We start from the raw sequence: 20,621 nt of genomic DNA, 5'->3' as shown, positions 1-20,621 counted from the left end.
GGGGTCTCGGGCGCCGGCCGCCGGCGGCGAGATTTGAGAGGCCCCTCAACCCCTCATCCGACCCTGCTACGCAGGGCCACCTTCTCCCACAAGGGGAGAAGGGTCCTAAACCAACTCGAACGGCTCCAGGCCGGCCAGCCGCATCGCGGTGGGCCGCTCGGGCGGCTGGCGCGGGGTCAGGCCGGCGACGGCGTCGGCGACGTGCTTGATGTGGTCGGGCGTGGTGCCGCAGCAGCCGCCGAGGATGTTGACCAGGCCCTGCTCGGCCCACTCGTGCAGCTGGTGGCCGGTCTGGTGCGGCTGCTCGTCGTATTCGCCCATGGCGTTGGGCAGGCCCGCATTCGGATAGGCCGAGACCAGGGTGTCGGCGACGCGCGCCAGCTCGGCGATGTGCGGCCGCATCAGGTCCGCGCCCAGCGCGCAGTTGAGGCCGATGGCGAACGGCTTGGCGTGCTTCACCGAGTTCCAGAACGCCTCGACGGTCTGGCCCGACAGCGTGCGGCCCGACCGGTCGGTGATGGTGCCGGAGATCCAGATCGGCAGCGGCTCGTAGCCCTCGTCCTCGAGGTCGAGGATGGCCTTGATCGCCGCCTTGCAGTTCAGCGTGTCGGTGATGGTCTCGATCAGATACATGTCCACGCCGCCGTCATGCAGCGCGATCATCTGCTCGCGATAGGACTGGTAGACCTCGTCGAAGGTGACGAGCCGCGCACCCGGATCGTTCACGTCGGACGACATCGACAGCATCTTGGGCAGCGGGCCGATCGAGCCGGCGACGAAGCGCGGCTTGTGCGGCTCCTTGGCGGTCCAGGCGTCGGCCCGCTCGCGAGCGATCTTCGCGCCCAGGAAGTTGATGTCGTAGACCGCCTCGCCGCAGTCGTACTCGGCCTGGGCGATGGTCGTCGCCGAGAAGGTGTTGGTCTCGGAGATGTCGGCGCCGGCCGCGTAATACTGGTCGTGCAGGTCACCGATGATGTCGGGCCGGGTGATGCACAGCAGGTCGTTGTTGCCCTTGAGCTCCAGGGCGTGGCCGGCGAAGCGCTCGCCGCGATAGTCGGCCTCGGCCAGGCCGCGCTTCTGGATCATCACGCCCCAGGAGCCGTCGAGGATGAGGATGCGCTCCTTGGCGATCTGCTTGAGCGCGGCGATACGGTCCTGGCGGGTCATTTCGCGGCTTCCTGTTGCTTGGCGAGATCCTGGCGGAAGGCCTTTTCGCTGGCGGCGATCGTCGCCTGCAGCATGCCCGGATCAATAAAGGGATTGGGACCGCCGTCCGCCAGCCTGGCGCGCTTGGCCGGCATGCCGAACTGCTCGGCGTGCGGGGCCAGGAAGACGTCGGCCTTCAGCCCGCGCAGCTTGACGAAGCTCTGCTCGTAGTCGGCCACGATGCCCGGGTACTGCGGCCCCTTGGTCTTGGAGACCAGACGGTTGGCGGCGACCGAGGTGCTGCAATAGAGCACCGCCTCATGGCGCTGGCCGCCGATGGTCACCGGAAAGGTCCAGGTTGTGCAGCCCGCGGTATGTCCCGGCGTCATGTGCGCGGTCAGGGTCTCGCCGCCGAGCGCGACCTTGTCGCCGTCCTTGAGGACGCGATCGACCTTCACCGGCGCGAAGTCGAACGCCTTCACGTCCTCGGAGCCGATGTACTTGCCGCTCTCCAGCGCCTGCCGATCGCCGGCCGCGGCGGCGAGCTTCGCACCGGTGTCCTTCTTCAGCTCGGCCAGGCCCCCGGCATGGTCGAAGTGGGCGTGGGTGTTCAAGAGCACCTTCACGTCCGTAGGCTTGAAGCCCAGCTTGGTGATGCTCGCCTCGATCGGCTTGGCGCTGGTCGGCATGGCGCCGTCGATCAGGATGTGGCCCTGCGGCGTCGTGATCAGGAACGCCGACAGGCCCGCCGTCCCCACGTAGTAGAGGTTGTCGGCGATCTGGAACGGCTCGGTCGGCTGGGTCCAGTTGGCCGGCGACTGAGCCTGCGCCGCGCTGGCGCAGGTGAGCAGGCCCAGCGCGAAGGCGAGGCGCTTCATGCCGCGGCCTCGGCCGGCTCGGTCGGGGTCTCGCGCACGCCCAGCACCCGGCAGATCGCATAGACGAGATCGGCCCGATTGAGCGTGTAGAAGTGGAAGTCCGAATAGCCTTCTTCGGCCAGGCGCACGCACATTTCCGAGGCCACCGAGGCGGCGATCAGCTTGCGGGTCTCCGGATCCTTGTCGAGGCCGTCGAACAGGTTGCCCAGCCACGCCGGCAGCGGAATGCCCACCGGCCCGGCCATCTTCTTCAGGCCCTTGTAGTTCGACACCGGCATGATTCCCGGCGAGACCGGGATCGTGACCCCCGCCTTGCGCAGCTTGTCCATGAAGAACAGGTAGGCGTCGATGTCGTAGAAGAACTGGGTGATGGCGCGGGTCGCGCCAGCATCGATCTTGGCCTTCAGCACATCGATGTCGTGGTCGATCGACGGGCTTTCCGGGTGGATCTGCGGATAGAGGCTGACGCTGACCTCGAACGGGGCCACGGCCTTGATGCCGGCGGTAAGTTCGGTGGCGTTCAGATAGCCGTCGGCGCGCGGCGCGTAGACGCCGCCGATATTGCCCGGCGGGTCGCCGCGCAGGGCGACGATGTGGCGGATGCCGGCGTCCCAATAGGCCTGCACGACCTCGTCGACCTCGGCGCGCGAAGCTTCGACGCAGGTCAGGTGAGCGGCAGGTTTCAGGGTCGTTTCTTTCAGCATCCTGACGACCGTGCGGTGCGTGCGGTCACGGGTGGAGCCGCCGGCGCCGTAGGTCACCGAGACGAAGGACGGATTCAGCGGCTCGAGACGGCGGATCGCCTCCCACAGGCTCTCTTCGGCCTCGGGCGTCTTGGGCGGCGAAAACTCGAACGACACGGACGGGCGGCGCGTGTTTCCAGCGGCGGCGCGGGCGACGGGTCCGAGCGCGGTTTCATGAGGGCTCATGCGGCGCTCCTTTGCGGCAGACGGGCGCGTTCGGCGACCCAGATTTTCACGGTGAGCCCTTCAGCCCGGGCGGGCGGCAGCGCAGTCACGCGGATGTCGGTCAGCCCGGCATCCTCCAACCAGCGCGCCATTTCCGGCTCGGCGAAGCCGAGGCGGCGGTGCTGGTGCTGCTCGCGCAGGAACTCGAGGTGGTGCGGGGCGAAATCGATGATCAGCAGCCGTCCGCCCTCGGCCACCAGGCGTGCGGCCTCGCGCACGGCGGCGGCGGGATCGGCCAGGTAGTGCAGGACCTGGTGGACGACGACGAGATCGGCGCTCTGTCCCGGCAGGCGCGTGCCGAAGATGTCGCCATGGCGCAGCTCGAAACCTTCGAGGCCGGCCTCGGCGACGTGGTTGCGCGCGATGTTGAGCATCTGCTGGGAGAGGTCGAGACCGACCGCCGCCTCGGCGTGCGGCCCCAGCAGGGTCAGCATGCGGCCCGTCCCCGAGCCCAGGTCCACGAGCCGCTTGAACGGCCCCGGCCCGACGGCGTCGAGGATCGCCGTCTCGACGTCGTTCTCCGAGACGTAGAGCGAGCGGATCTCGTCCCAGCGCGCGGCGTTGCGCGCGAAGTACTCGCCGGCTTCCGCCGAGCGTTCGCCGCGCACGGCCTGGAGCCGCTCGGCGTCGCGGATGATGATCGCGTCGGTCGGATCGATCAGCCGCAGCGCCTCGTCGGCCAAGCGCCGGGCGTCGCCCGAGGTCACGAGACGGTAGAACACCCAGGCTCCGTCGGGGAACCGCTCCACCAGCCCGGCCTCGGCCAGCAGCTTGAGGTGACGCGAGACGCGCGGCTGGCTCTGGTCCAGCACCCGGCACAGCTCCAGGACCGCCAACTCCTCGCCCGCCAGCAGCGCAAGAATCCTCAGCCGCGTCGGTTCGCCCGCCGCGCGCAAAATCTCCACCGCCTGACTCGTGGTGAGCGTCATAGGCACATAAAGATATCTTTATGTCTTTATGTCAAGCTGCGCACAGTCAGCGAACCCGCCCGAACAAGCTGCTTATAGCATGCGTCGGCGGGGCGCAGTTAGACCGCGCTCATCACCGGTTCGCCAGCGATGAACAGCCGAACGTTCTCAAGCGCCTGACCGACCATTCGCGGAATGGAATCGACCGTCCCCCCGGCGCTGTGCGGCGTCAGCACCGTGTTCGGAACGTCGGCCCATCGCGCAGCGGGCGTCGGCTCGGTTTCGAACACGTCCAGCGCCGCGCGGCCCAGCCGCCCCTCCTTCAGCGCGGCGATCAGGGCGTCCTCGTCGACGATCGAACCGCGCGCGACGTTCACCAGCATGCCGCGAGCGCCCAGCGCGTCGAGCACCTCGCGATTGACCGCCTTGCGGTTGGTGTCGTCAGCGCGGCAGGCGACGACCAGGATGTCGCTGGCCTGCGCCAGCGCCGACAGGCTCTCGGCCCGCGGCCACTGCGCTTCCGGTTTCTCGCGCGGGCCCCACCACAGGATCTCCATGCCCATCGCCGCGCCGCGCACGGCGACCGCCTCGCCGATCGCGCCGAGCCCCATGACCCCTAGCTTGCGGCCGCGCAGGCCCGGCCGATTGCCGACCCGCGGATCGTCGCGCCAGCCGCCGGCGCGCACTACCGCGTCCCCGGCGACGATGTTGCGCCAGCCGGAGATCAGCAAGCCGATGGCATGATCGGCGACGTCGTCGGCATTGAGCCCCTTGGCGTGGGTGACCTCGATCCCCCGCGCCCGGCACCACGGAACGTCGATGCCGTCATAACCGACGCTGACATTGGCGATGAGACCCAGACGCGGCAGGCTTTCGAGGAATTCATGGCTCAGCGGGATTTCGCCGGCATGCACGATCGCCCGCACCTGCTCGGCCTGGCCCGGGATCAGCTCCCACCGACGCGCCACGTCGTAGCCCGCCGCTTCCAGCGCCTGTTGCACCGGCGACAGCATCTGGTGGGAAATCAGGACAAGCGGCTTGGCGGCGTCGGTCATGGGGTTCTCCGAGGTGTGGACGTCCTATAGCCAGGGTCCAGGGAGGCCGTCATGCGTCGCGTGGTGATCCTTGGCAATTCGGGCAGCGGCAAGTCCCGCCTGGCGCGCCGGCTCGGCCGCGCCCTCGACCTGCCGGTCGTTCACCTCGACCCGCTCTACTACGGCCCCGGCTGGACCCCTGGTGATCCGACGGTGTTCCGCCAGCGCGTCGGCGAGGCGCTGACCGGCGAGACGTGGATCGTGGACGGCGGCTTCCTGGCGCTCGTCGGCGACATCACCCTGCCCCGCGCCGAATTGATCGTCTGGCTGGATCAGCCCCGCTGGCTCGCCATGACCCGGGCGCTCAGCCGATGCCTCGCGCCCGCCGACGCCGGGCGCGCCGATCTGCCTGGGGGCTGCCGCGATACGCCCAGTCGCGAGATGCTGGCCGACATCTGGAGCTATGATCGCCACGCTCGCCCCGAGATCGAGCGTCGCCTGGCGCAGCTCGCCCCGTCAGCGCCTGTACGCCGGCTGGCAGGCGACCGCGCGGTCGAGGCCTTCCTGGCGGGGCTAAGGCCGTGAACTCGGCCTTCCAACGGCTTTGGGCGGCGCAGGCGATCTCGGCCTTTGGCGCACGGATCACCCGCGAGGGCCTGCCGATCATGGCGGTGATCGCACTGGGCGCGCAGGCCTCGGCCTTGGGGCCGCTGGCCGCCGTCGCCAGCGGCGCGGCCCTGCTGGCGGCGCTGGCGGGCGGTCCATACGTGGATCGCGCCCGCCGCCGGCCGGTGCTGATCTGGGCGGACCTGCTGCGCGCGGCGCTGCTGGTCTCCATTCCAATCGCCGCCGTGCTCGGCGTTCTCGATCTGCCGCAGCTGTTCGTGGTCGCGGCCCTGACGGCTGCGATCAGCGCGATCTTCGAGATGGCCAGCCACGCCTACCTGCCGACCCTGATCGAACGCGGCGGGCTAGTCGCGGCCAATTCCCGCCTGGCGGCGACCGACGCGACCGCCGAGGTCGGCGGCCCGGCCCTGGCCGGGCTGCTGTTCCAGTGGCTCAGCGCGCCGATCGCCGTGACGGTCAACGCGGCGACCTACGGCGCTTCGGCGCTGTGGCTGGCGACGATCCAGACGCCTGAGCCCGCGCCCGTCAAAGGACCCCGGGAAAACTGGGGCCGCGAATTCACGGCCGGCTTGCGCGCGGCCTGGACCGACCCGCGCGTGCGACCGCTGCTGGCCATGGAATCGGCGCAGGGGCTGTTCGGCGGCGTGTTCAGCGCGCTCTACGTGCTGTTCGCCATCCGGACGCTCGGCCTCTCGCCGTCCATGCTGGGCCTGGCGATCGCGGCGGGCGGCGCAGGCGCGTTGGCCGGAGCCGCCGTCGCGCCCCGCCTGGCGCGCCAGCTCGGCCATGGGCCGGCGATCCTGACGGCGATGACCGGCGCCGGGCTCGCCGTGCTGATCACGCCGTTCGCGCCCGCTAGTCCGACCGCGGGGCTGGCTACACTGGTGGTCTCGCAGCTGATCGGCGACGCGCTGGCCGTGGCCGGCGCCATCCTGGCCGCGAGCCTGCGCCAGGCGCTGGTTCCGCAAACCGCCCTCGCCCGCGTTTCGGGCGCCTTCCTGGCCGGCCCGGGGGCGATGGCCGTCGTCGGCGCCCTGGGCGGCGGGGTGCTGGGCGCCGCCATCGGTCCGCGCACCGCCTTGCTGATCGCCGCCCTCGGCTTCGTCGCCCTGCCGCTGATCGGGGCGCTGTCGCCGCTGCGCGATTTGCGCGAGATTGACGCGGTCGATTGACCTTCGGCCAAGCGCTACCGATCTTGAAGGGCGTCATGAGCGAACGCGTCCCCCACATGCCGGCGATCTTCGTCGGCCACGGCAGTCCGATGAACGCCCTCGGCGGCGACTATGCGCGAACCTGGCGCGAACTGGGCGACAGCCTGCCGCGCCCGAAGGCGATCCTATGCGTCTCGGCGCATTGGTACGTCGAGGAAACGGCGATCACGGCGATGAGTCAGCCGCGGACGATCCACGACTTCTACGGCTTCCCCAAACCGCTCTACGACATCCAGTATCCTGCGCCCGGCGACGCCTGGCTGGTCGAACGGGTCAGCGACCTGCTCGCGCCGGTCCCGGTGCGGCTCGACCACGACTGGGGGCTCGACCACGGGACCTGGTCGGTGCTGATGCACATGTTCCCGCAGGCCGACATCCCGGTTCTGCAACTGGCCATCGACCTGCGCCAGCCGGCTCAGTTTCACTACGACCTGGGACGCAAGCTGGCCGAACTGCGCGACGAGGGCGTGCTGATCGTCGGCTCGGGCGATTGGGTGCACAACCTGCGCCTGGCGATCCGCGCCCAGAGCGCCGAGCCGCTCGACTGGGCTGACCGCTTCAACGAGACCGTCAAAGACCTGATCGCCGCCCACGACCACGCCCCGCTGATCGATTGGATGAGCCTGGGCCAGGACGCCCGCCTGTCGATCCCGACCGACGAGCACTACCTGCCGCTGCTCTACGTGCTGGGCGCCCAGAGCCGGAACGACGAAGTGCGTTTCTTCAACGACGCCATCGACCTGGGCGCGATCAGCATGACCGGGGTGGTGGTGGGCCGCGCCGCCTAGGCGGCGAAGATCCACCCCGCCGGCAGGCTCGAGGCCTGCACGCCGACCAGGGTCATCTGCGCCTCGCCGACCGTGACCACCGTGTCGGCGCCCACCTGGGCGACGGTGTAGGCCGTTCCGCCCTCGATCCGCACGCGGTCGCCCTCGGCCGACGAAAAGTCGATCACGCGGTCGATCCCGGCCCCGTCGAAGATCGTGAAGGTGTCGGCGCCGAGCCCGCCGCTCATGGTGTCGGCTCCGCGGTCGCCGAACAGCCAGTCGTCGCCGGCCCCGCCGATCATGGTGTCGTTGTCCTGGCCGCCGCGGATCGTGTCGGCGCCGGTGCCTCCGTAGCAGGTGTCGTCGCCCATGTTGCCGTAGACGAGGTCGTTGCCGCCGTCGCCGGAGAGCACGTCGCGCCCCTGGCCGCCGACCACCCAGTCGTCGCCGCCATAGCCCACGACGGTGTCGTCGCCGGTGTTGCCGTGCAGGTCGTCGAACTCGTTGCCGCCTTCGAGGTAGTCGTTGCCCTCTTCGCCCCGCATCATGTTGCGGCCGCCGTCGTCGACGAGGTAATCGTCGCCCGCGCCGCCGTACATGGTGTCCGAACCGGTCAGGCCGAAGAAGACGTTGTCGGCGGCGTCGCCGCGCAGCACGCCGCCGTGCCGCGAGCCCATCAGCGCCTCGATGCGGATCAGTTGATCCAGGCCGTGGCCGGTGAACTGCGGCCCGGCGATGTTGAGATCGATGTTCACGACGCCCGGCGCGGCCGAGAAGTCGGCCAGGTCGTCGTCGGCGCCGCCGTCGAGGATGTCGTCGCCGGCGCCGCCGTCCAGGACGTCCATCCCGAAGCCGCCAAGCAGGGTGTCGTTGCCGCCCTGCCCGGCCAGGGCGTCGTCGTCGAAGCCGCCGTCGATATAGTCGCCGCCGCGGCCGCCGATGATGATGTCCTCGCCGAAGGTGGCGTAGACCCGCGTTCCATAGTGGCCGAGGAAGATCGCTTCGGCGTTGAAGACCCGCGCGCCGCCCGGCAGGCCTTCCTGGTTGACCCAGACCTCGAGCGGAGCGGTGGCATCCTCGAGCGACACGATGTCCGTGCCGGCGCCGCCGTCGATACGGTCGAGGCCCGCGCCGTCGACGATCAGGTCGTCGCCGTCGCCGCCAAACAGGGTGTCGTCGCCGGCCAGACCCTCCAGGGAATCGCTGCCGCTGCCGCCGGCCAGACTGTCATTGCCCAGCGTGCCGCTCAGCGTCTCGTTGTCGGCGGTCGTAATATAGGCGACGGTCATGCCGCATCCCCCCAGCGACCTGCCCCGGCCCCACGACAAGGCCGCCCCTTAGACAGGTCACGCGGGGGTAACGTCGCACGTCAAGGATGCGCCATGCAACCTTGACGCAAGGTCAGCGCGTGAACTTCTGGAACTTGATCCGGTGCGGGATCAGGCTGTCGGCGCCCAGGCGGCGCTTCTTGTCTTCTTCGTAGGCTTCGAAGTTGCCTTCGAACCACTCGACGTGGCTGTCGCCCTCGAAGGCCAGGATGTGGGTGGCCAGACGGTCCAGGAACCAGCGGTCGTGGGAGATGACCACGGCGCAGCCGGCGAATTCCTCCAGCGCCTCTTCGAGGTTCTGCAGGGTCTCGATGTCCAGGTCGTTGGTCGGTTCGTCGAGCAGGATGACGTTGCCGCCGGTGGTCAGGGTCTTGGCCAGGTGGACGCGGTTGCGCTCACCGCCCGACAGCAGGCCGACCTTCTTCTGCTGGTCTCCGCCCTTGAAGTTGAACGAGCCGACATACGAGCGCGTGTTGATCTCGCGCTTGCCGACCGTGAGGATGTCGAGGCCCTGGGAGACCTCCTGCCAGATGGTCTTGTTGGGATCCAGCGCGTCACGGCTCTGGTCCACATAGGACAGCTTCACCGTTTCGCCGAGACGGAAGGTCCCCGAATCCGGCTGCTCCTGGCCGGTGATGATCCGGAACAGGGTCGACTTGCCGGCGCCGTTCGGGCCGATGACGCCGACGATGCCGTTCGGCGGCAGGCTGAACGAGAGGTTCTCGAACAGCACCTTGTCGCCATAGGCCTTCGACAGATCCTTGGCCTCGATGACCAGGTTGCCGAGGCGCGGGCCGGGCGGGATCTGGATGGTCGAGAAGGTCTGCGCCTGACGCGAGTTCTCCTGTTCACGCACCATGTCCTCATAGGCGGCCAGACGGGCCTTGGACTTGGCTTGGCGGGCCTTGGCGCCCGAGCGGACCCACTCCAGTTCGCGGGTCATGGCGCGCTGACGAGCCTCGGACTCCGACTGCTCCTGCACGATCCGCTTGGTCTTGGCTTCCAGCCAGCTGGAATAGTTGCCCTCGTGCGGGTGGCCCTTGCCGCGGTCGAGTTCCAGCGTCCACTTGGTGACCTGATCCAGGAAGTAGCGGTCGTGGGTGACGAGGATCACGCAGCCCGGGAAGGCTTCCAGGTGATGCTGCAGCCAGGCCACGGACTCGGCGTCCAGGTGGTTGGTCGGTTCATCGAGCAGCAGCATGTCCGGCTTGGAGAGCAGCAGGCGGGCCAGCGCCACGCGGCGCTTCTCACCGCCCGACAGCTTGTCCACCGGCCAGTCGTTCGGCGGGCAGCGCAGGGCATCCATGGCCATCTCGACGCGGCTGTCGATGTCCCACAGATCGCCGGCGTCGATCTTCTCCTGGAGGGCGGTCATCTCCTCCATGAGCTCGTCCGAGTAATCCTCGCCAAGCTTGGCGGCGATCTCGTTGTAGCGGTCGAAGATCTTCTTCTCTTCGCACCAGGCGATGACGTTGCCCCAGACGTTCAGCTGTTCGTCGAGGTGGGGCTCCTGCTGCAGGTAGCCCATCTTCACGCCGTCGGCCGCCTTGGCCTCGCCGTTAAATTCCTTGTCGATCCCGGCCATGATCTTCAGCAGGGTCGACTTGCCCGAGCCGTTGACCCCGACGACGCCGATCTTGGCGTCCGAGTAGAACGACAGCCAGATGTTCTCGAACACCTTCTTGCCGCCGGGATAGGCCTTGGTCAGGCCTTGCATCTGGAAAATATACTGCTGCGCCATGAGGCGTCCGCGCTCGCTCTGCCGAATAGATCAGGGAATTCGACGAGGGAGATAGCCGCCAGGAGCGGCCGGCGCAATGCGAAGCGGCCGCGACCCCGGCTGCACGAGCGCCAAATTCGACCACATCAAGCTTGGCCGTAATACCCTCCGCCCAAGTTTGGAGATTCGAAACATGAGCATCAGAGCCCTTGCCGTCGGACTGGCGTTGAGCCTTAGCGCGGTCGGCGCTTTCGCCGCGCCCGCGGCGAACAATGGAAGCCCAGCCGCCTCATCCAGCCCGGAGGCGAGAGTCGATGCGTTCTTCGGCGCCCTGAAGGATGGCAAGGTCATGCAGGCCTACAACGACGTGTTCGCCAGCGCGCTGATGAGCAAGAAGCAGGCCGATCTGGAAGTCCTAGTCGGTCAGACCGAGGCCATCCTCCGCTTCTATGGCGCGGTGGTGGATTGGGAGATGGTCAAGGAGGAAAGGGTCTCGGAGCACTTCCTGCTGCGGACCTACATGCTGCGCACCGCCGAGGTGCCCGTGTTCTTCAAATTTCAGTTCTACAACAACGGAAAGCGGTGGATCGTCGCCAACGTCTTCATGACGGACACCTACGCGAAGGTGCGCGACTAAGCCTGACACCCAGCGAGAAAAACGCCGCCCGCCCCGAGCAGGAAAAGAGGCGGGCGGCGAGGCCGCCCTATTTCGCGGCGAGTTCTTCATCTGCCCGGCTTTGGTCGGCCAGGCGGTTGCAGGCGGCGACGTTCCGCTCGGTCATCACGCGGCCGCGGCTGTTGTAGCTGGCGAGCGGGCCGATGGCGGCCGAGACCTTGCGGCACTCCTTCATCAGCGAGTCGAGGCCGGCGCGGCGCTCGGAGACGCCCTTGCAGGTGTCGCCGTCACAGGTCCACTCGAGGTCGCCGACCACGGTCTTGGTCGGGGTCGACACCGGCGCCTGGAGCTTGGCGTTGGCGGAGAAGCCGGCGCCGGCCGCAGCGGCCGGGCTGGCGATCAGAAGGGCCGCCGCAGCGGCGGCAAGGGAGAGAGCTTGAAATTGCATGTTGCGTCCTGACGACGTAGAAAAGGCACGATCGGTCACTAACGCCAAAAGAGCACGGTCGGTCACTTTTTGTCAAGCGGCGGGAGGCCGGACTTGCGCAAGGGCGACGCCACACGGGCGAGGATCCTGGAGGAGACGGCGCGTCAGGCCGCGCTCAAGGGGTTCGGCGCGGTCAGTCTGAACGACGTGGCCGAAGCCGTCGGCCTGTCGAAGAGCGGCCTCTTCAAGCATTTCGAATCCAAGGAGGCGATGGAGCTGGTCGCCCTGGAGCAGGAGTTCGACCGCTTCGTCGAGTTCGTCTGGACGCCGGCCGAGGCCCTTCCGGCCGGCCGGGCGCGGCTCGAGACGATCTTCGAGCGCTGGCTCGACTGGTCTGAGGTCGAGAAGGCCGCCGGCGGCTGCCTGATCATGGCCGCAAGCATCGAGCTGGACGACCAGCCCGGCCCGCTGCGCGACCTGCTGCAGAAGCGCGTCCGGCAATGGCGGCGCACGCTGTCGCGGGAGATGCAGGCCCTGCACGACCCTCCCCTGTCCGACGAGGAGGTCGCGATGGCCGTGTTCCAGATGAAGAGCTATGTGCTCGGCCACAACGATGCGCGGCGGATGCTGGAAGACGCGACCGCCCGCAAGGCGGCGCGGGCCGCGTTCGGCGCGCTGCTGGATCGCCTCGGTCACGCCTGAGGGAACGATCGCCGCCGCGCCGCGTACTCCTTCGCACCAGTTGTGAGGAGTACGTGATGCACAAGGATCAGATCAAAGGCGCCGCCAAGGAAGCCACCGGCTCCATCAAGCAGGCCGCCGGCAAGGCGACCGGCAACCGTCAGCTCGAGGCGGAAGGCGCCGTCGAGAAGACCGAAGGCAAGATTCAAAAGGGCGTCGGCGACATCAAGGACGCCGCGCGCGACGCGCTGAAGCACTAGCGACGCACCAGAACGAAAAAAGGCCGCGCCCCAAAGGCGCGGCCTTTCTCATGCCCGGAAGACGGCGGGCTAGAAGTCGACCTTCACCGACAGCCACAGGCGCCGCGGCTCCTGGTTGTTGGTGTACTCGGGCGCGTAGGCGACCGGCGAGCCGTACGGCAGCAAGCGCACGAAGTCCTTGTTCAGCAGGTTGTAGATCGTGGCGTTGACCGTCACGCGCTCGGTGACCTGGAACGAGCCGCCCACATGGAACAGGCTGTAGGCCTTGAAGTCGCCAAGGGCGGCGCGCGACGGCGGATCGCTGCGGAACCGCTCGCTGCGGTACTCGCCGCGCAGCCAGGCGGCCAGACGCTCGGTGGCGTTCCAGCGTAGCTCGGCGTTGGCCATATGCTCGGGCGTGTCGGTCAGCTTCTGGCCCGCCGAGGCGCCGCTCTTCTGCTCGCTGTCGGTGTAGGTGTAATTGGCGTTGAGGGTCCAGGTCTCCAGGAACCGCAGGCGCATGGCCGTCTCGACGCCGCGGGTGACCGCCTCGTCGATGTTCACGCTCTGGCCGAAGGTCGCAAAGCCGGGGAAGAAGCCGACGTCGATGCAGCCGGCCGGGCGTCCGGCGCCGGAGTTGTACTGCGCCTGGGTCATCCCGGAGCTGCAGTTGGCGACCGGAACGCCGGTGGCGATCTTGTCCTTGAACTGGTTGTCGAAGACCGTGACGTTCGCCGAGAAGCCCTGCAGGTTGTCGAAATAGACGCCGATCTCGCTGCTGGTGCTGGTTTCCGGCGTCAGGGTCGGGGTGCCCAGCAGCGGCAGACGCCCCTGGTTGCCGAAGCCGTTGATGCCGCTGGCCAGTTGCTCCAGGCGCGGGGTCTTGAAGCCCTGGCTGACGCCGCCCTTCACCGTCCAGTGCTCGTTCGGGTTCCAGACGAGGTAGGCGCGCGGACTGAAGTGACCGCCGAACTTGCTGTGGTCGTCATGGCGCGCACCGACGGTCAGGGCGAGGGTCTCGGTGAAGCGCCACTCGTCCTCGGCGTAGATCGCCCACTGCTGGTGCTCGAAGGCGCCGGGCGCGACGCCGTCGACCATCTCGGCGTCCCAGTACTGGCCGCCCACCGTGAAGGTGTGGTTGCGCCACTGCGAGTAGAACTTGGTGTCGAAAATGGTGTTGGTCGATTCCAGCGTGCGCGCGCCGCCGGCGCCGGCGACGCCGGGCGGAATGATCCGGCCCTTGGTCTCGGTGATCCCGCGCGACAGGTTGCTCTCGAGCACCCCGAACGGCAGCCGCCAATTGTGCGCCAGGGCGTACTGCTGACGATTGAACTCCAGGGCGTTCGCATAGCCGCCGGCCACGGTGTTGGTGCCCATCTGGCCTTTGGAGTTGTCGTACCACTGGGTGCCCACGTCGGCGTCCAGCCAGAAGTCCATGTCGTCGGTCGGCGTCCAGCTGAGCCGCGCGCCGTAGCCGCGGATCTCGCTCTTCGTCGAGCTGCGGCCAAAGCCGGTGACCGGCGCAGCCACGCCGTTCACGTTCTCGAACGTCAGGCTGGAGGCCTGCCGATCGACGAAGGAGCCGCGCAGGGTCAGGCCGAGCAAGCCCGGAACCAGCGGCCCGCTGGCGTAGACGTTGCCGCCGTAGATGTCGCCGAACTCGTCGTCGGTCTGGATCGTGCCGTCGAGCGTGACCGAGCCGCCCCAGGTCTCGCCGACCTTGCGGGTGATGATGTTGACGACGCCGCCCATGGCGTCCGAGCCGTAGAGGGTCGAGACCGGGCCGCGCACCACCTCGATGCGCTCGATCGCGCTCACCGGCGGCATGAAGCTGGTCGAGGTTTCGCCAAAGCCGTTCGGCGTCACGCTGCCGGCGGTGTTCTGCCGACGACCGTCGATGAGGATCAGCGTGTACTCGCTGCCCATGCCACGGATGTTGATGTTGAGGCCGCCGGTCTTGCCGACCGAACCGCCGACGTCGACGCCCTCGATGGTCGAGAGCACCTCGGCCAGATTGGTCGCGCGCATCTGCTGCAGTTCGGCGCGGGAAACGACGGTCACGCTGGCCGGCGCATCGACAATCTTCTGCTCGAAGCCCGCGGCGGTGACGACCACGCCCTCGATGTCGTTGACGTCAGTGGCCGCGCTGTCGGCGCTGACCGCACGGGCGGCTGGAGCCTTGCGTCGATCTTCGGTCTCGACCTCCGCGAAAGCGGCTCCGCCCGAGAAGGCGAGACAAACGCCCGCGCTGGTCCTCATGAGGGCACGGGTAATCGGCGCTAACAAAGCTATCCCCTACACTTAAGCTATATGCAATTTAGTCGCACTAACACGCTCAAGCTCAGATGCAATCGCTCCTGATACCCATTCTCAACCATCTGACGCGGTTGTGATGCCTCGCCCGCGTCGTGATGACGCCGACATTTCGCCGCAGCCGGCGCGCCAAGCTCGGCCATGGATCAATCGAGAGGTTCGCCATGACAGTGCAAAAGATGTTGCGTAGCGCCTCCGTCACCAGCCTGGCGGCGTTGACTGCGCTCTCCGCCCCGGCCACGCCGCAAGCCCAGCCGGCGGTCCGCGACGGCGCGCCCACGCCGGCCGCCTGCGAGGCGCTGGGCTTTTCGCAGCAGCCGACCGGATATGGCGGCGCGCTGCCGCGGCAGGCGTATCGCGCCGCGCCGATGCCGGCCCCGCCGCCTGCGCCTTCGCCGGTTCAGGCGATGCCTCAGATCCCCCCGCTGCCGGTACCGCCCGTCCAAGGGAGAATCGCATCGCCGCAGATCGAGGAGATGGTGGTCAGCGGATCAGCGACCCGCTCGCGCGTGGACACCGAACGCTATCCCGGCGCCCAGGCCAACCCGATCAAGCGTGTCGCCGAGGAGCCAGTCTCCACCTTCTCGGTCGATGTCGACACCGCCTCCTACGCCAACGTGCGGCGGTTCCTGAACGACGGCTCGCGGCCGCCGGCCGACGCCGTCCGCGTGGAGGAGATGATCAACTACTTCGACTACGGCTACGACCAGCCCGCCGACCGGGCGACGCCCTTCCGCCCCTACGTGGCGGTCACCCCGTCGCCCTGGGCCACGGATCGCCAGATCGTGCACATCGGCTTGCAGGGCTACGATCTGCCGCGCAACAGCGAGCCGCCGCTCAACCTGGTGTTCCTGGTCGACACCTCGGGCTCGATGTGGAGCGAGGACCGGCTGCCGCTGGCGATCAAGTCCCTGAACTTGCTGGTCGATCAACTTCGCCCCCAAGACCGCGTGGCCATCGTCGCCTATGCCGGATCGGCCGGGGCGGTGCTCTCCCCCACCGACGGTCGCAACAAGCTGAAGGTGCGCTGCGCGCTCGGAGCCTTGCGCGCCGGCGGCTCCACGGCAGGCGGCCAGGGCCTGAAACTCGCCTACGATCTGGCCAAGCAGAACTTCGACCCGAAGGCGGTCAACCGCGTGATCCTAATGACCGACGGCGACTTCAATGTCGGCGTGGCCGATCCCGCCAAGCTCAAGGACCTGGTCGCCGCGAAGCGCAAGGAAGGCACTTATCTGTCGGTCTACGGCTTTGGCCGCGGCAACTACAACGACGTGATGATGCAGACCCTGGCCCAGAACGGAAACGGGACCGCAGCCTACATCGACACGCTGAACGAGGCCCGCAAGCTCCTGCGCGACGACTTCGCCAGCTCGCTCTTCCCGATCGCCGACGACGTGAAGATCCAGGTCGAGTTCAATCCTGCGAGCGTCAGCGAGTACCGGCTGATCGGCTACGAGACGCGGATGCTCCAGCGCGAGGACTTCAACAACGACCAGGTCGACGCCGGCGAGGTCGGATCCCGCGCTTCGGTCACCGCGCTCTACGAGATCACCCCGGCCGGCGCCCGCGGCTCCAGCGATCCCCTGCGCTACGGCTCGGCCCGGCCGTCGGCGGCGCCGGGCGCGGCCCGGGAGCTCGCCTTCCTGAAGATCCGCTACAAGCTTCCGGGCGGCGCGACGTCAAAGCTGATCGAACGGCCGATCGGCGCTCGCGACACGTTCGCGACCGTGCAGGCCGCGCCCGAGGCGACACGTTGGGCCCTTGCCGTCGCCGCCTTCGGTCAGATGCTGAAGGCCGATCCGCGCGTCGACGCTGCCTACGGCTGGAACGACGTCACCGCCCTGGCCCAGAGCGCCCGCGGGGACGATCCCTACGGGATCCGCGCCGAATTCGTGCAGCTGGTCCGAGCGGCGGGGGAGAGCCAGCCGCGCGCTGACTGACTGTCTCAGCGCAGGTCCGCTGCCTGACGGGGGCGGGCCTGCGCAAGTTCGCCTCCGGCGCGAAAACTGTAAGAAACCAAATCCCTCGCCCGTTCGTTAGCCCAGGGTCCAAACATGAGGGAGGCGGCGAGTGTTCGACGTCACCGACTCGCGCTCTGAGAATCTGATAAGACTCGACCCGACAGAAGCTCCGCATTTTGGTGCACCGGGTCGCATGGGTTTCCACCTGATCGACACCACCATGATGTACGCGCCCCGCTCCGGCGGCGTGAAACGCTACCTGCATCAGAAGCGTGACTGGCTGGCCGAGCGCCGCCCCGACATCAGCCATACGATGGTGGTCCCGGGCGCGACCACGGGCCTTGCCGCGCACGGGATCGTCAGCGTCGCCGCAGCCCGACTGCCGTTCGGCGACGGCTACCGGATGCCCGCCTCGACCGCGAAGTGGGAAACCGTGATCCGGATGCTGGAGCCCGACATCATCGAGGCCGGCGACATGTTCGTGCCAGGTCACGCGGCGCTCGACGCCGGCGAGGCCTTGGGCGTCCCCGTGGTCGGCTTTTGCCATACCGACGCGGCGGCCCTGGCGGCGCTGCATTTCGGCGAGTGGGCCGAGGCGCCGGCGATGAAGCACTGGGCCGCGACCTTCCAGCGCTTCGACCGCGTCATCGCGCCGAGCCGCCACATCGCCCAGCGCCTGTCCGAGGCCGGGGTCGAGAAGGTCAGCGTCCAGATGCTGGGCGTCGACACCGAGCTCTTCCATCCCAGCCGGGCGGACGGCGAACGGCTGAAGCGCCGCCTGAGCCTGCCGGCCAATGCGCGGCTGCTGGTGTTCGCCGGGCGTCCGGCCCGCGAGAAGAACATCGAGAGCCTGATTTGCGCGGTCGAGCGGCTGGGCGCGCCCTACTACCTTCTGCTGGTCGGCGCGGCCAAGGACGCCCACTACTCCCCGCGGGTGATCCCGATGGGCTATGAGCGCGACCCGGTGAAGCTGGCCGGCGTCATCGCCAGTTGCGACGCCCTGGTGCACGCCAATGAGAACGAGCCGTTCGGCCTGGTGGTGCTGGAGGCCCTGGCGGCCGGCCTGCCGGTGGTCGGCCCCTCGCGCGGCGGCATCTCCGAGCTGATCGACGAGCGCGTCGGCCAGCGCGCCACAAGCGTCGATCCGGCCGGCATGGCCGAGGCGATCGAGGCGCTGTTCGAGCGCGACCTCGCCCAGGTGAAGCGCGCCGCGCGGCGACGCGCCGAGCAACGCCACCGCTGGGACAACACCTTCGAGGGCCTGACCCGGATCTACGGCGAGCTGGTCGCCCGCCGCAGCGCCGTCGAGATCGTCCCCCTGCGGGCCTGATTTCCGCAAAAAGAAAGGCTCCCCTCGCGGGGAGCCTTCAAGGCCGGAGCGCCTCCCAACTCGTCGGCGCCCAGTGGCTTCAGCGGCCGGTCGGCATGTCCTTGAACGCCACGTCCTTGTCGACGCGGATATCGCCGGGCAGGCCGAGCACGCGCTCGGCGATGATGTTGCGCAGGATCTCGTCGGTGCCGCCGGCGATCCGCAGGCCCGGCGCGAACATCAGCGACCAGTGGAACGCCGCGCTGAGCGGGGCCAGGTCCTCGTCATTGATGATCCCATACTGGTCGAGCATCTCGACCGCGGTGTTGGCCAGCTCCTGCATCTGCACGGCCGAGATGATCTTGCCGATCGAGCTCTCGGGTCCCGGCGTCTGGCCGCGCGACAGCGCCGTCATGGTGCGGTTGCGGGTGTGCTTCAGCCCCTCGGCCTGGACGTACCAGTCGGCCAGCTTCTCGCGCAGGGCCTGGTCCTGCAGCGCCGAGGCGCCGTCGAGGCCGGGCGTCTTGCGCGCCGTCTCCATGAACTGGCTCCAGCCGGCGCCGGTCGCGCCGCCCACGGCCAGGCGCTCGTTCATCAGGGTGACGAGGCTGACCTTCCAGCCGTCGCCCTCCGCGCCCAGCCGCTGGCTGTCCTTGACCCGGACGTTGGTGAAGAACACTTCGTTGAAGCCCGACCCGCCCGACATCTGGTGGATCGGCTTGACCTCGACCCCCGGATCCTTGAGGTCGAGCCAGAACATCGTCAGGCCCTTATGCTTCGGCACGTCCGGATTTGTCCGAACGATTACAATCCCATAGTCCGAAAACTGGGCGCCGGTCGTCCACACCTTCTGGCCGTTGATCACCCAGTCGCCCGAGCCGTCGTCGACGCGCTCGGCCTTGGTGCGCGAGGCCGCCACATCCGAGCCGCCGGACGGTTCGGAGAACAGCTGGCTCCAGATCTCCTCGCCGCGGAGCGCGGGGCCCACGAAGCGCTTCTTGGTCTCTTCGTCGGCGAAGGTCATCACCGTCGGCACGCACATGCCCAGGCCGATCTGGAACGGATTACCCGGGATCGGGTGCTTGGCCTCTTCCTGGTTGAAGATGACCTGCTGCACCGGCGTGCCGCCCTGCCCGCCCCATTCCTTGGGCCAGGTGATGCAGGCGTAGCCGGCGGCGGCTTTCTTGGCCTGCCAGGCCTTGGAAGCGGCCATGCCGTCGCCGCCTTCAGGATCGGCCGAGCCTTCCTGCTTCTTCGGGGCGTTGGCGTCGAGCCAGTCGCGGACCTGCTTGCGGTAGGCGGCTTCTTCGGGAGTGTCGTTGAAATCCATGATCCTGCTCTCCCTTAGGCGGCTTCGACGTTGCGGCGTTCGAGGTGGCTGACGAGACGCTCCTTCCAGACGCGCGGCGCCCCGGCCACGAGCGAGAGCTGGCGCGAGCGCCGATAGTGCAGATGGCAGTCCATCTCCCAGGTGAAGCCGATGCCGCCGTGGGTCTGGATGTTCTCCTTCGAGCCGAACCAATAGGCCTCGCTGGCGGCGATCCGCGCAGCGCTGGCCGCGACCGGCAGTTCCGGCGCGTTCGTGTTCAGCGCCCACGCGCCGTAGTAGGCGTTGGAGCGCGAGAGCTCGTTCTTGACATACATGTCGGCGAGCTTGTGCTTGATCGCCTGGTAGGAGGCGATGACCCGGCCGAAGGCGTAGCGCTCCATGGCGTATTCCTTGGCCATATCCAGGCAGCGGTCGGCGCCGCCGGTCTGTTCGAAGGCCAGCAGCACCGCGGCGCGATCGAAGATCCGCTCTAGCAGCTCAATGCCCTCGCCGGCGCCGCCCAGCCGTCGCGCGGCCGCGCCGTTGAAGCTCAGCTTGGCGGCGTCGCGGGTCGGGTCGAGCGTCTTGACCGCCTCTCGCGTCACCGCCGCGTCGTTGAGGTCGACGAGGTAGAGGCCCGGCTTGCCGTTCTCTTTGGCCAGCACCAGGGCGACGTCGGCGATGTCGCCGTCGGTCACCGGCACCTTCACGCCGCTGAGCTTGCCGTCGGCGACGACGGCCTGCAGGTTCGAGGCGGTGACGACGCCGGGGCCTTCCGACGTGGCGACCGCGCCGATGATCTCGCCGGCCGCGATCTTCGGCAGCAGCTCGGCCTTCTGCTGGTCGTCGCCGGCCAGCATGACCGCCTCAGCCAGGAAGTAGACCGTCGAGGCGAACGGGATCGGCGCGACGGCGCGGCCCAGTTCCTCGGCGATCACGCAGAGCTCGAGATGGCCAAGACCAAGCCCGCCATGCGCCTCGGGGATCGCCGCGCCGAGCCAGCCCTGTCCAGCGACCGCCTTCCAGAGGTCGGCGTCATAGGCCTTGGCGTCGTCGTCGAGCACCTTGCGCACCCGGGATGTCGGGCAGTTGGCGTCGAGAAACTTGCGCGCCTCGTTCTTCAGGAACTTCTGGTCGTCGGAGAAATCGAAATTCATTTCCGCCCATTCCGCCGTCTGT

General features: G+C 68.3%; 19 protein-coding genes. 8 read left to right on the top strand and 11 right to left on the bottom strand.

The genetic code is table 11. The annotated features are described in order from the left end of the window. Positions 1 to 105: 105 nt before the first annotated feature. From AC1Q87_RS18200 to AC1Q87_RS18180, 5 genes are all read right to left on the bottom strand, one after another. The gene (locus AC1Q87_RS18200; protein ID WP_492610242.1) at positions 106 to 1,167 is read right to left on the bottom strand and encodes a homocysteine S-methyltransferase family protein; all 1,062 of its coding nucleotides are present in this window, start codon (positions 1,165 to 1,167) and stop codon (positions 106 to 108) included. After that, the gene (gene bla, locus AC1Q87_RS18195; RefSeq protein WP_492610241.1) at positions 1,164 to 2,024 is read right to left on the bottom strand and encodes a subclass B3 metallo-beta-lactamase; all 861 of its coding nucleotides are present in this window, start codon (positions 2,022 to 2,024) and stop codon (positions 1,164 to 1,166) included. The genes AC1Q87_RS18200 and bla overlap by 4 nt, the downstream gene beginning before the upstream one ends. Continuing rightward, the gene (gene metF / locus AC1Q87_RS18190; RefSeq protein ID WP_492610240.1) at positions 2,021 to 2,953 is read right to left on the bottom strand and encodes a methylenetetrahydrofolate reductase [NAD(P)H]; all 933 of its coding nucleotides are present in this window, start codon (positions 2,951 to 2,953) and stop codon (positions 2,021 to 2,023) included. The genes bla and metF overlap by 4 nt, the downstream gene beginning before the upstream one ends. Beyond that, positions 2,950 to 3,921, bottom strand: a complete 972-nt coding sequence (locus AC1Q87_RS18185; protein ID WP_492610239.1) for an ArsR/SmtB family transcription factor — start codon at positions 3,919 to 3,921, stop codon at positions 2,950 to 2,952. The genes metF and AC1Q87_RS18185 overlap by 4 nt, the downstream gene beginning before the upstream one ends. A 98-nt stretch (positions 3,922 to 4,019) precedes the next feature. Next, the gene (locus tag AC1Q87_RS18180) at positions 4,020 to 4,955 is read right to left on the bottom strand and encodes a 2-hydroxyacid dehydrogenase (RefSeq protein WP_492610238.1); all 936 of its coding nucleotides are present in this window, start codon (positions 4,953 to 4,955) and stop codon (positions 4,020 to 4,022) included. A 51-nt stretch (positions 4,956 to 5,006) separates the two neighbouring features. Here AC1Q87_RS18180 and AC1Q87_RS18175 point away from each other — a divergent pair, with 51 nt between their 5' ends. From AC1Q87_RS18175 to ygiD, 3 genes are read left to right on the top strand one after another with little or no spacing between them, the layout of a single operon-like run. After that, positions 5,007 to 5,519 carry a P-loop NTPase family protein gene (locus tag AC1Q87_RS18175; RefSeq protein WP_492610237.1) on the top strand — a complete coding sequence of 171 codons (513 nt, stop codon included), beginning with the start codon at positions 5,007 to 5,009 and terminating at the stop codon, positions 5,517 to 5,519. Further along, positions 5,516 to 6,733: an MFS transporter gene (locus tag AC1Q87_RS18170; protein WP_492610236.1), complete on the top strand. Its 1,218-nt coding sequence runs from the start codon at positions 5,516 to 5,518 to the stop codon at positions 6,731 to 6,733. The genes AC1Q87_RS18175 and AC1Q87_RS18170 overlap by 4 nt, the downstream gene beginning before the upstream one ends. A gap of 35 nt (positions 6,734 to 6,768) precedes the next feature. Continuing rightward, a complete protein-coding gene (gene ygiD / locus AC1Q87_RS18165) occupies positions 6,769 to 7,560 on the top strand; it encodes a 4,5-DOPA-extradiol-dioxygenase (RefSeq protein WP_492610235.1) in 792 nt (263 codons plus the stop codon). Here the strand turns inward: ygiD and AC1Q87_RS18160 are convergent. Together AC1Q87_RS18160 and ettA are read right to left on the bottom strand one after the other, a co-directional pair. Then, a complete protein-coding gene (locus AC1Q87_RS18160; RefSeq protein WP_492610234.1) occupies positions 7,557 to 8,828 on the bottom strand; it encodes a calcium-binding protein in 1,272 nt (423 codons plus the stop codon). The genes ygiD and AC1Q87_RS18160 overlap by 4 nt on opposite strands. Before the next feature lie 112 nt (positions 8,829 to 8,940). Beyond that, entirely contained in the window at positions 8,941 to 10,608 is a 1,668-nt protein-coding gene (ettA, locus tag AC1Q87_RS18155; RefSeq protein ID WP_492610233.1) for an energy-dependent translational throttle protein EttA, read from the bottom strand. Positions 10,609 to 10,780: 172 nt separating this feature from the next. Here ettA and AC1Q87_RS18150 point away from each other — a divergent pair, with 172 nt between their 5' ends. Continuing rightward, positions 10,781 to 11,224 carry a hypothetical protein gene (locus AC1Q87_RS18150; protein WP_492610232.1) on the top strand — a complete coding sequence of 148 codons (444 nt, stop codon included), beginning with the start codon at positions 10,781 to 10,783 and terminating at the stop codon, positions 11,222 to 11,224. 67 nt (positions 11,225 to 11,291) lie between these two features. On the opposite strand, the gene AC1Q87_RS18145 is transcribed toward AC1Q87_RS18150, so the two are convergent. Beyond that, entirely contained in the window at positions 11,292 to 11,651 is a 360-nt protein-coding gene (locus tag AC1Q87_RS18145; RefSeq protein WP_492610231.1) for a DUF8200 family protein, read from the bottom strand. A gap of 93 nt (positions 11,652 to 11,744) precedes the next feature. On the opposite strand from AC1Q87_RS18145, the gene AC1Q87_RS18140 reads away from it, so the two are divergent. Together AC1Q87_RS18140 and AC1Q87_RS18135 are read left to right on the top strand one after the other, a co-directional pair. Then, on the top strand, positions 11,745 to 12,332 hold the full coding sequence (locus AC1Q87_RS18140) for a TetR/AcrR family transcriptional regulator (RefSeq protein ID WP_492610230.1): 588 nt from the start codon (positions 11,745 to 11,747) through the stop codon (positions 12,330 to 12,332). A gap of 56 nt (positions 12,333 to 12,388) precedes the next feature. Further along, positions 12,389 to 12,571: a CsbD family protein gene (locus AC1Q87_RS18135; protein WP_492610229.1), complete on the top strand. Its 183-nt coding sequence runs from the start codon at positions 12,389 to 12,391 to the stop codon at positions 12,569 to 12,571. A 69-nt stretch (positions 12,572 to 12,640) separates the two neighbouring features. On the opposite strand, the gene AC1Q87_RS18130 is transcribed toward AC1Q87_RS18135, so the two are convergent. After that, the gene (locus tag AC1Q87_RS18130; protein ID WP_492610228.1) at positions 12,641 to 14,809 is read right to left on the bottom strand and encodes a TonB-dependent receptor domain-containing protein; all 2,169 of its coding nucleotides are present in this window, start codon (positions 14,807 to 14,809) and stop codon (positions 12,641 to 12,643) included. A 233-nt stretch (positions 14,810 to 15,042) separates the two neighbouring features. On the opposite strand from AC1Q87_RS18130, the gene AC1Q87_RS18125 reads away from it, so the two are divergent. Then, complete coding sequence (locus AC1Q87_RS18125; RefSeq protein WP_492610227.1) at positions 15,043 to 16,803, top strand: vWA domain-containing protein; 1,761 nt, start codon at positions 15,043 to 15,045, stop codon at positions 16,801 to 16,803. 214 nt (positions 16,804 to 17,017) lie between these two features. Beyond that, a complete protein-coding gene (locus AC1Q87_RS18120; protein WP_492610226.1) occupies positions 17,018 to 18,154 on the top strand; it encodes a glycosyltransferase in 1,137 nt (378 codons plus the stop codon). Positions 18,155 to 18,233: 79 nt separating this feature from the next. Here the strand turns inward: AC1Q87_RS18120 and AC1Q87_RS18115 are convergent, their stop codons facing one another. Next, positions 18,234 to 19,463: an acyl-CoA dehydrogenase family protein gene (locus AC1Q87_RS18115; protein ID WP_492610225.1), complete on the bottom strand. Its 1,230-nt coding sequence runs from the start codon at positions 19,461 to 19,463 to the stop codon at positions 18,234 to 18,236. 14 nt (positions 19,464 to 19,477) lie between these two features. After that, complete coding sequence (locus tag AC1Q87_RS18110) at positions 19,478 to 20,599, bottom strand: acyl-CoA dehydrogenase family protein (RefSeq protein WP_492610224.1); 1,122 nt, start codon at positions 20,597 to 20,599, stop codon at positions 19,478 to 19,480. Positions 20,600 to 20,621 lie beyond the last annotated feature (22 nt).

Source organism: Phenylobacterium sp. GW823-FHT02A09, from assembly GCF_058797775.1.
The sequence above is the reverse complement of the archived record's forward strand: the minus strand, read 5'-3'. Positions and strand labels throughout refer to the sequence as shown.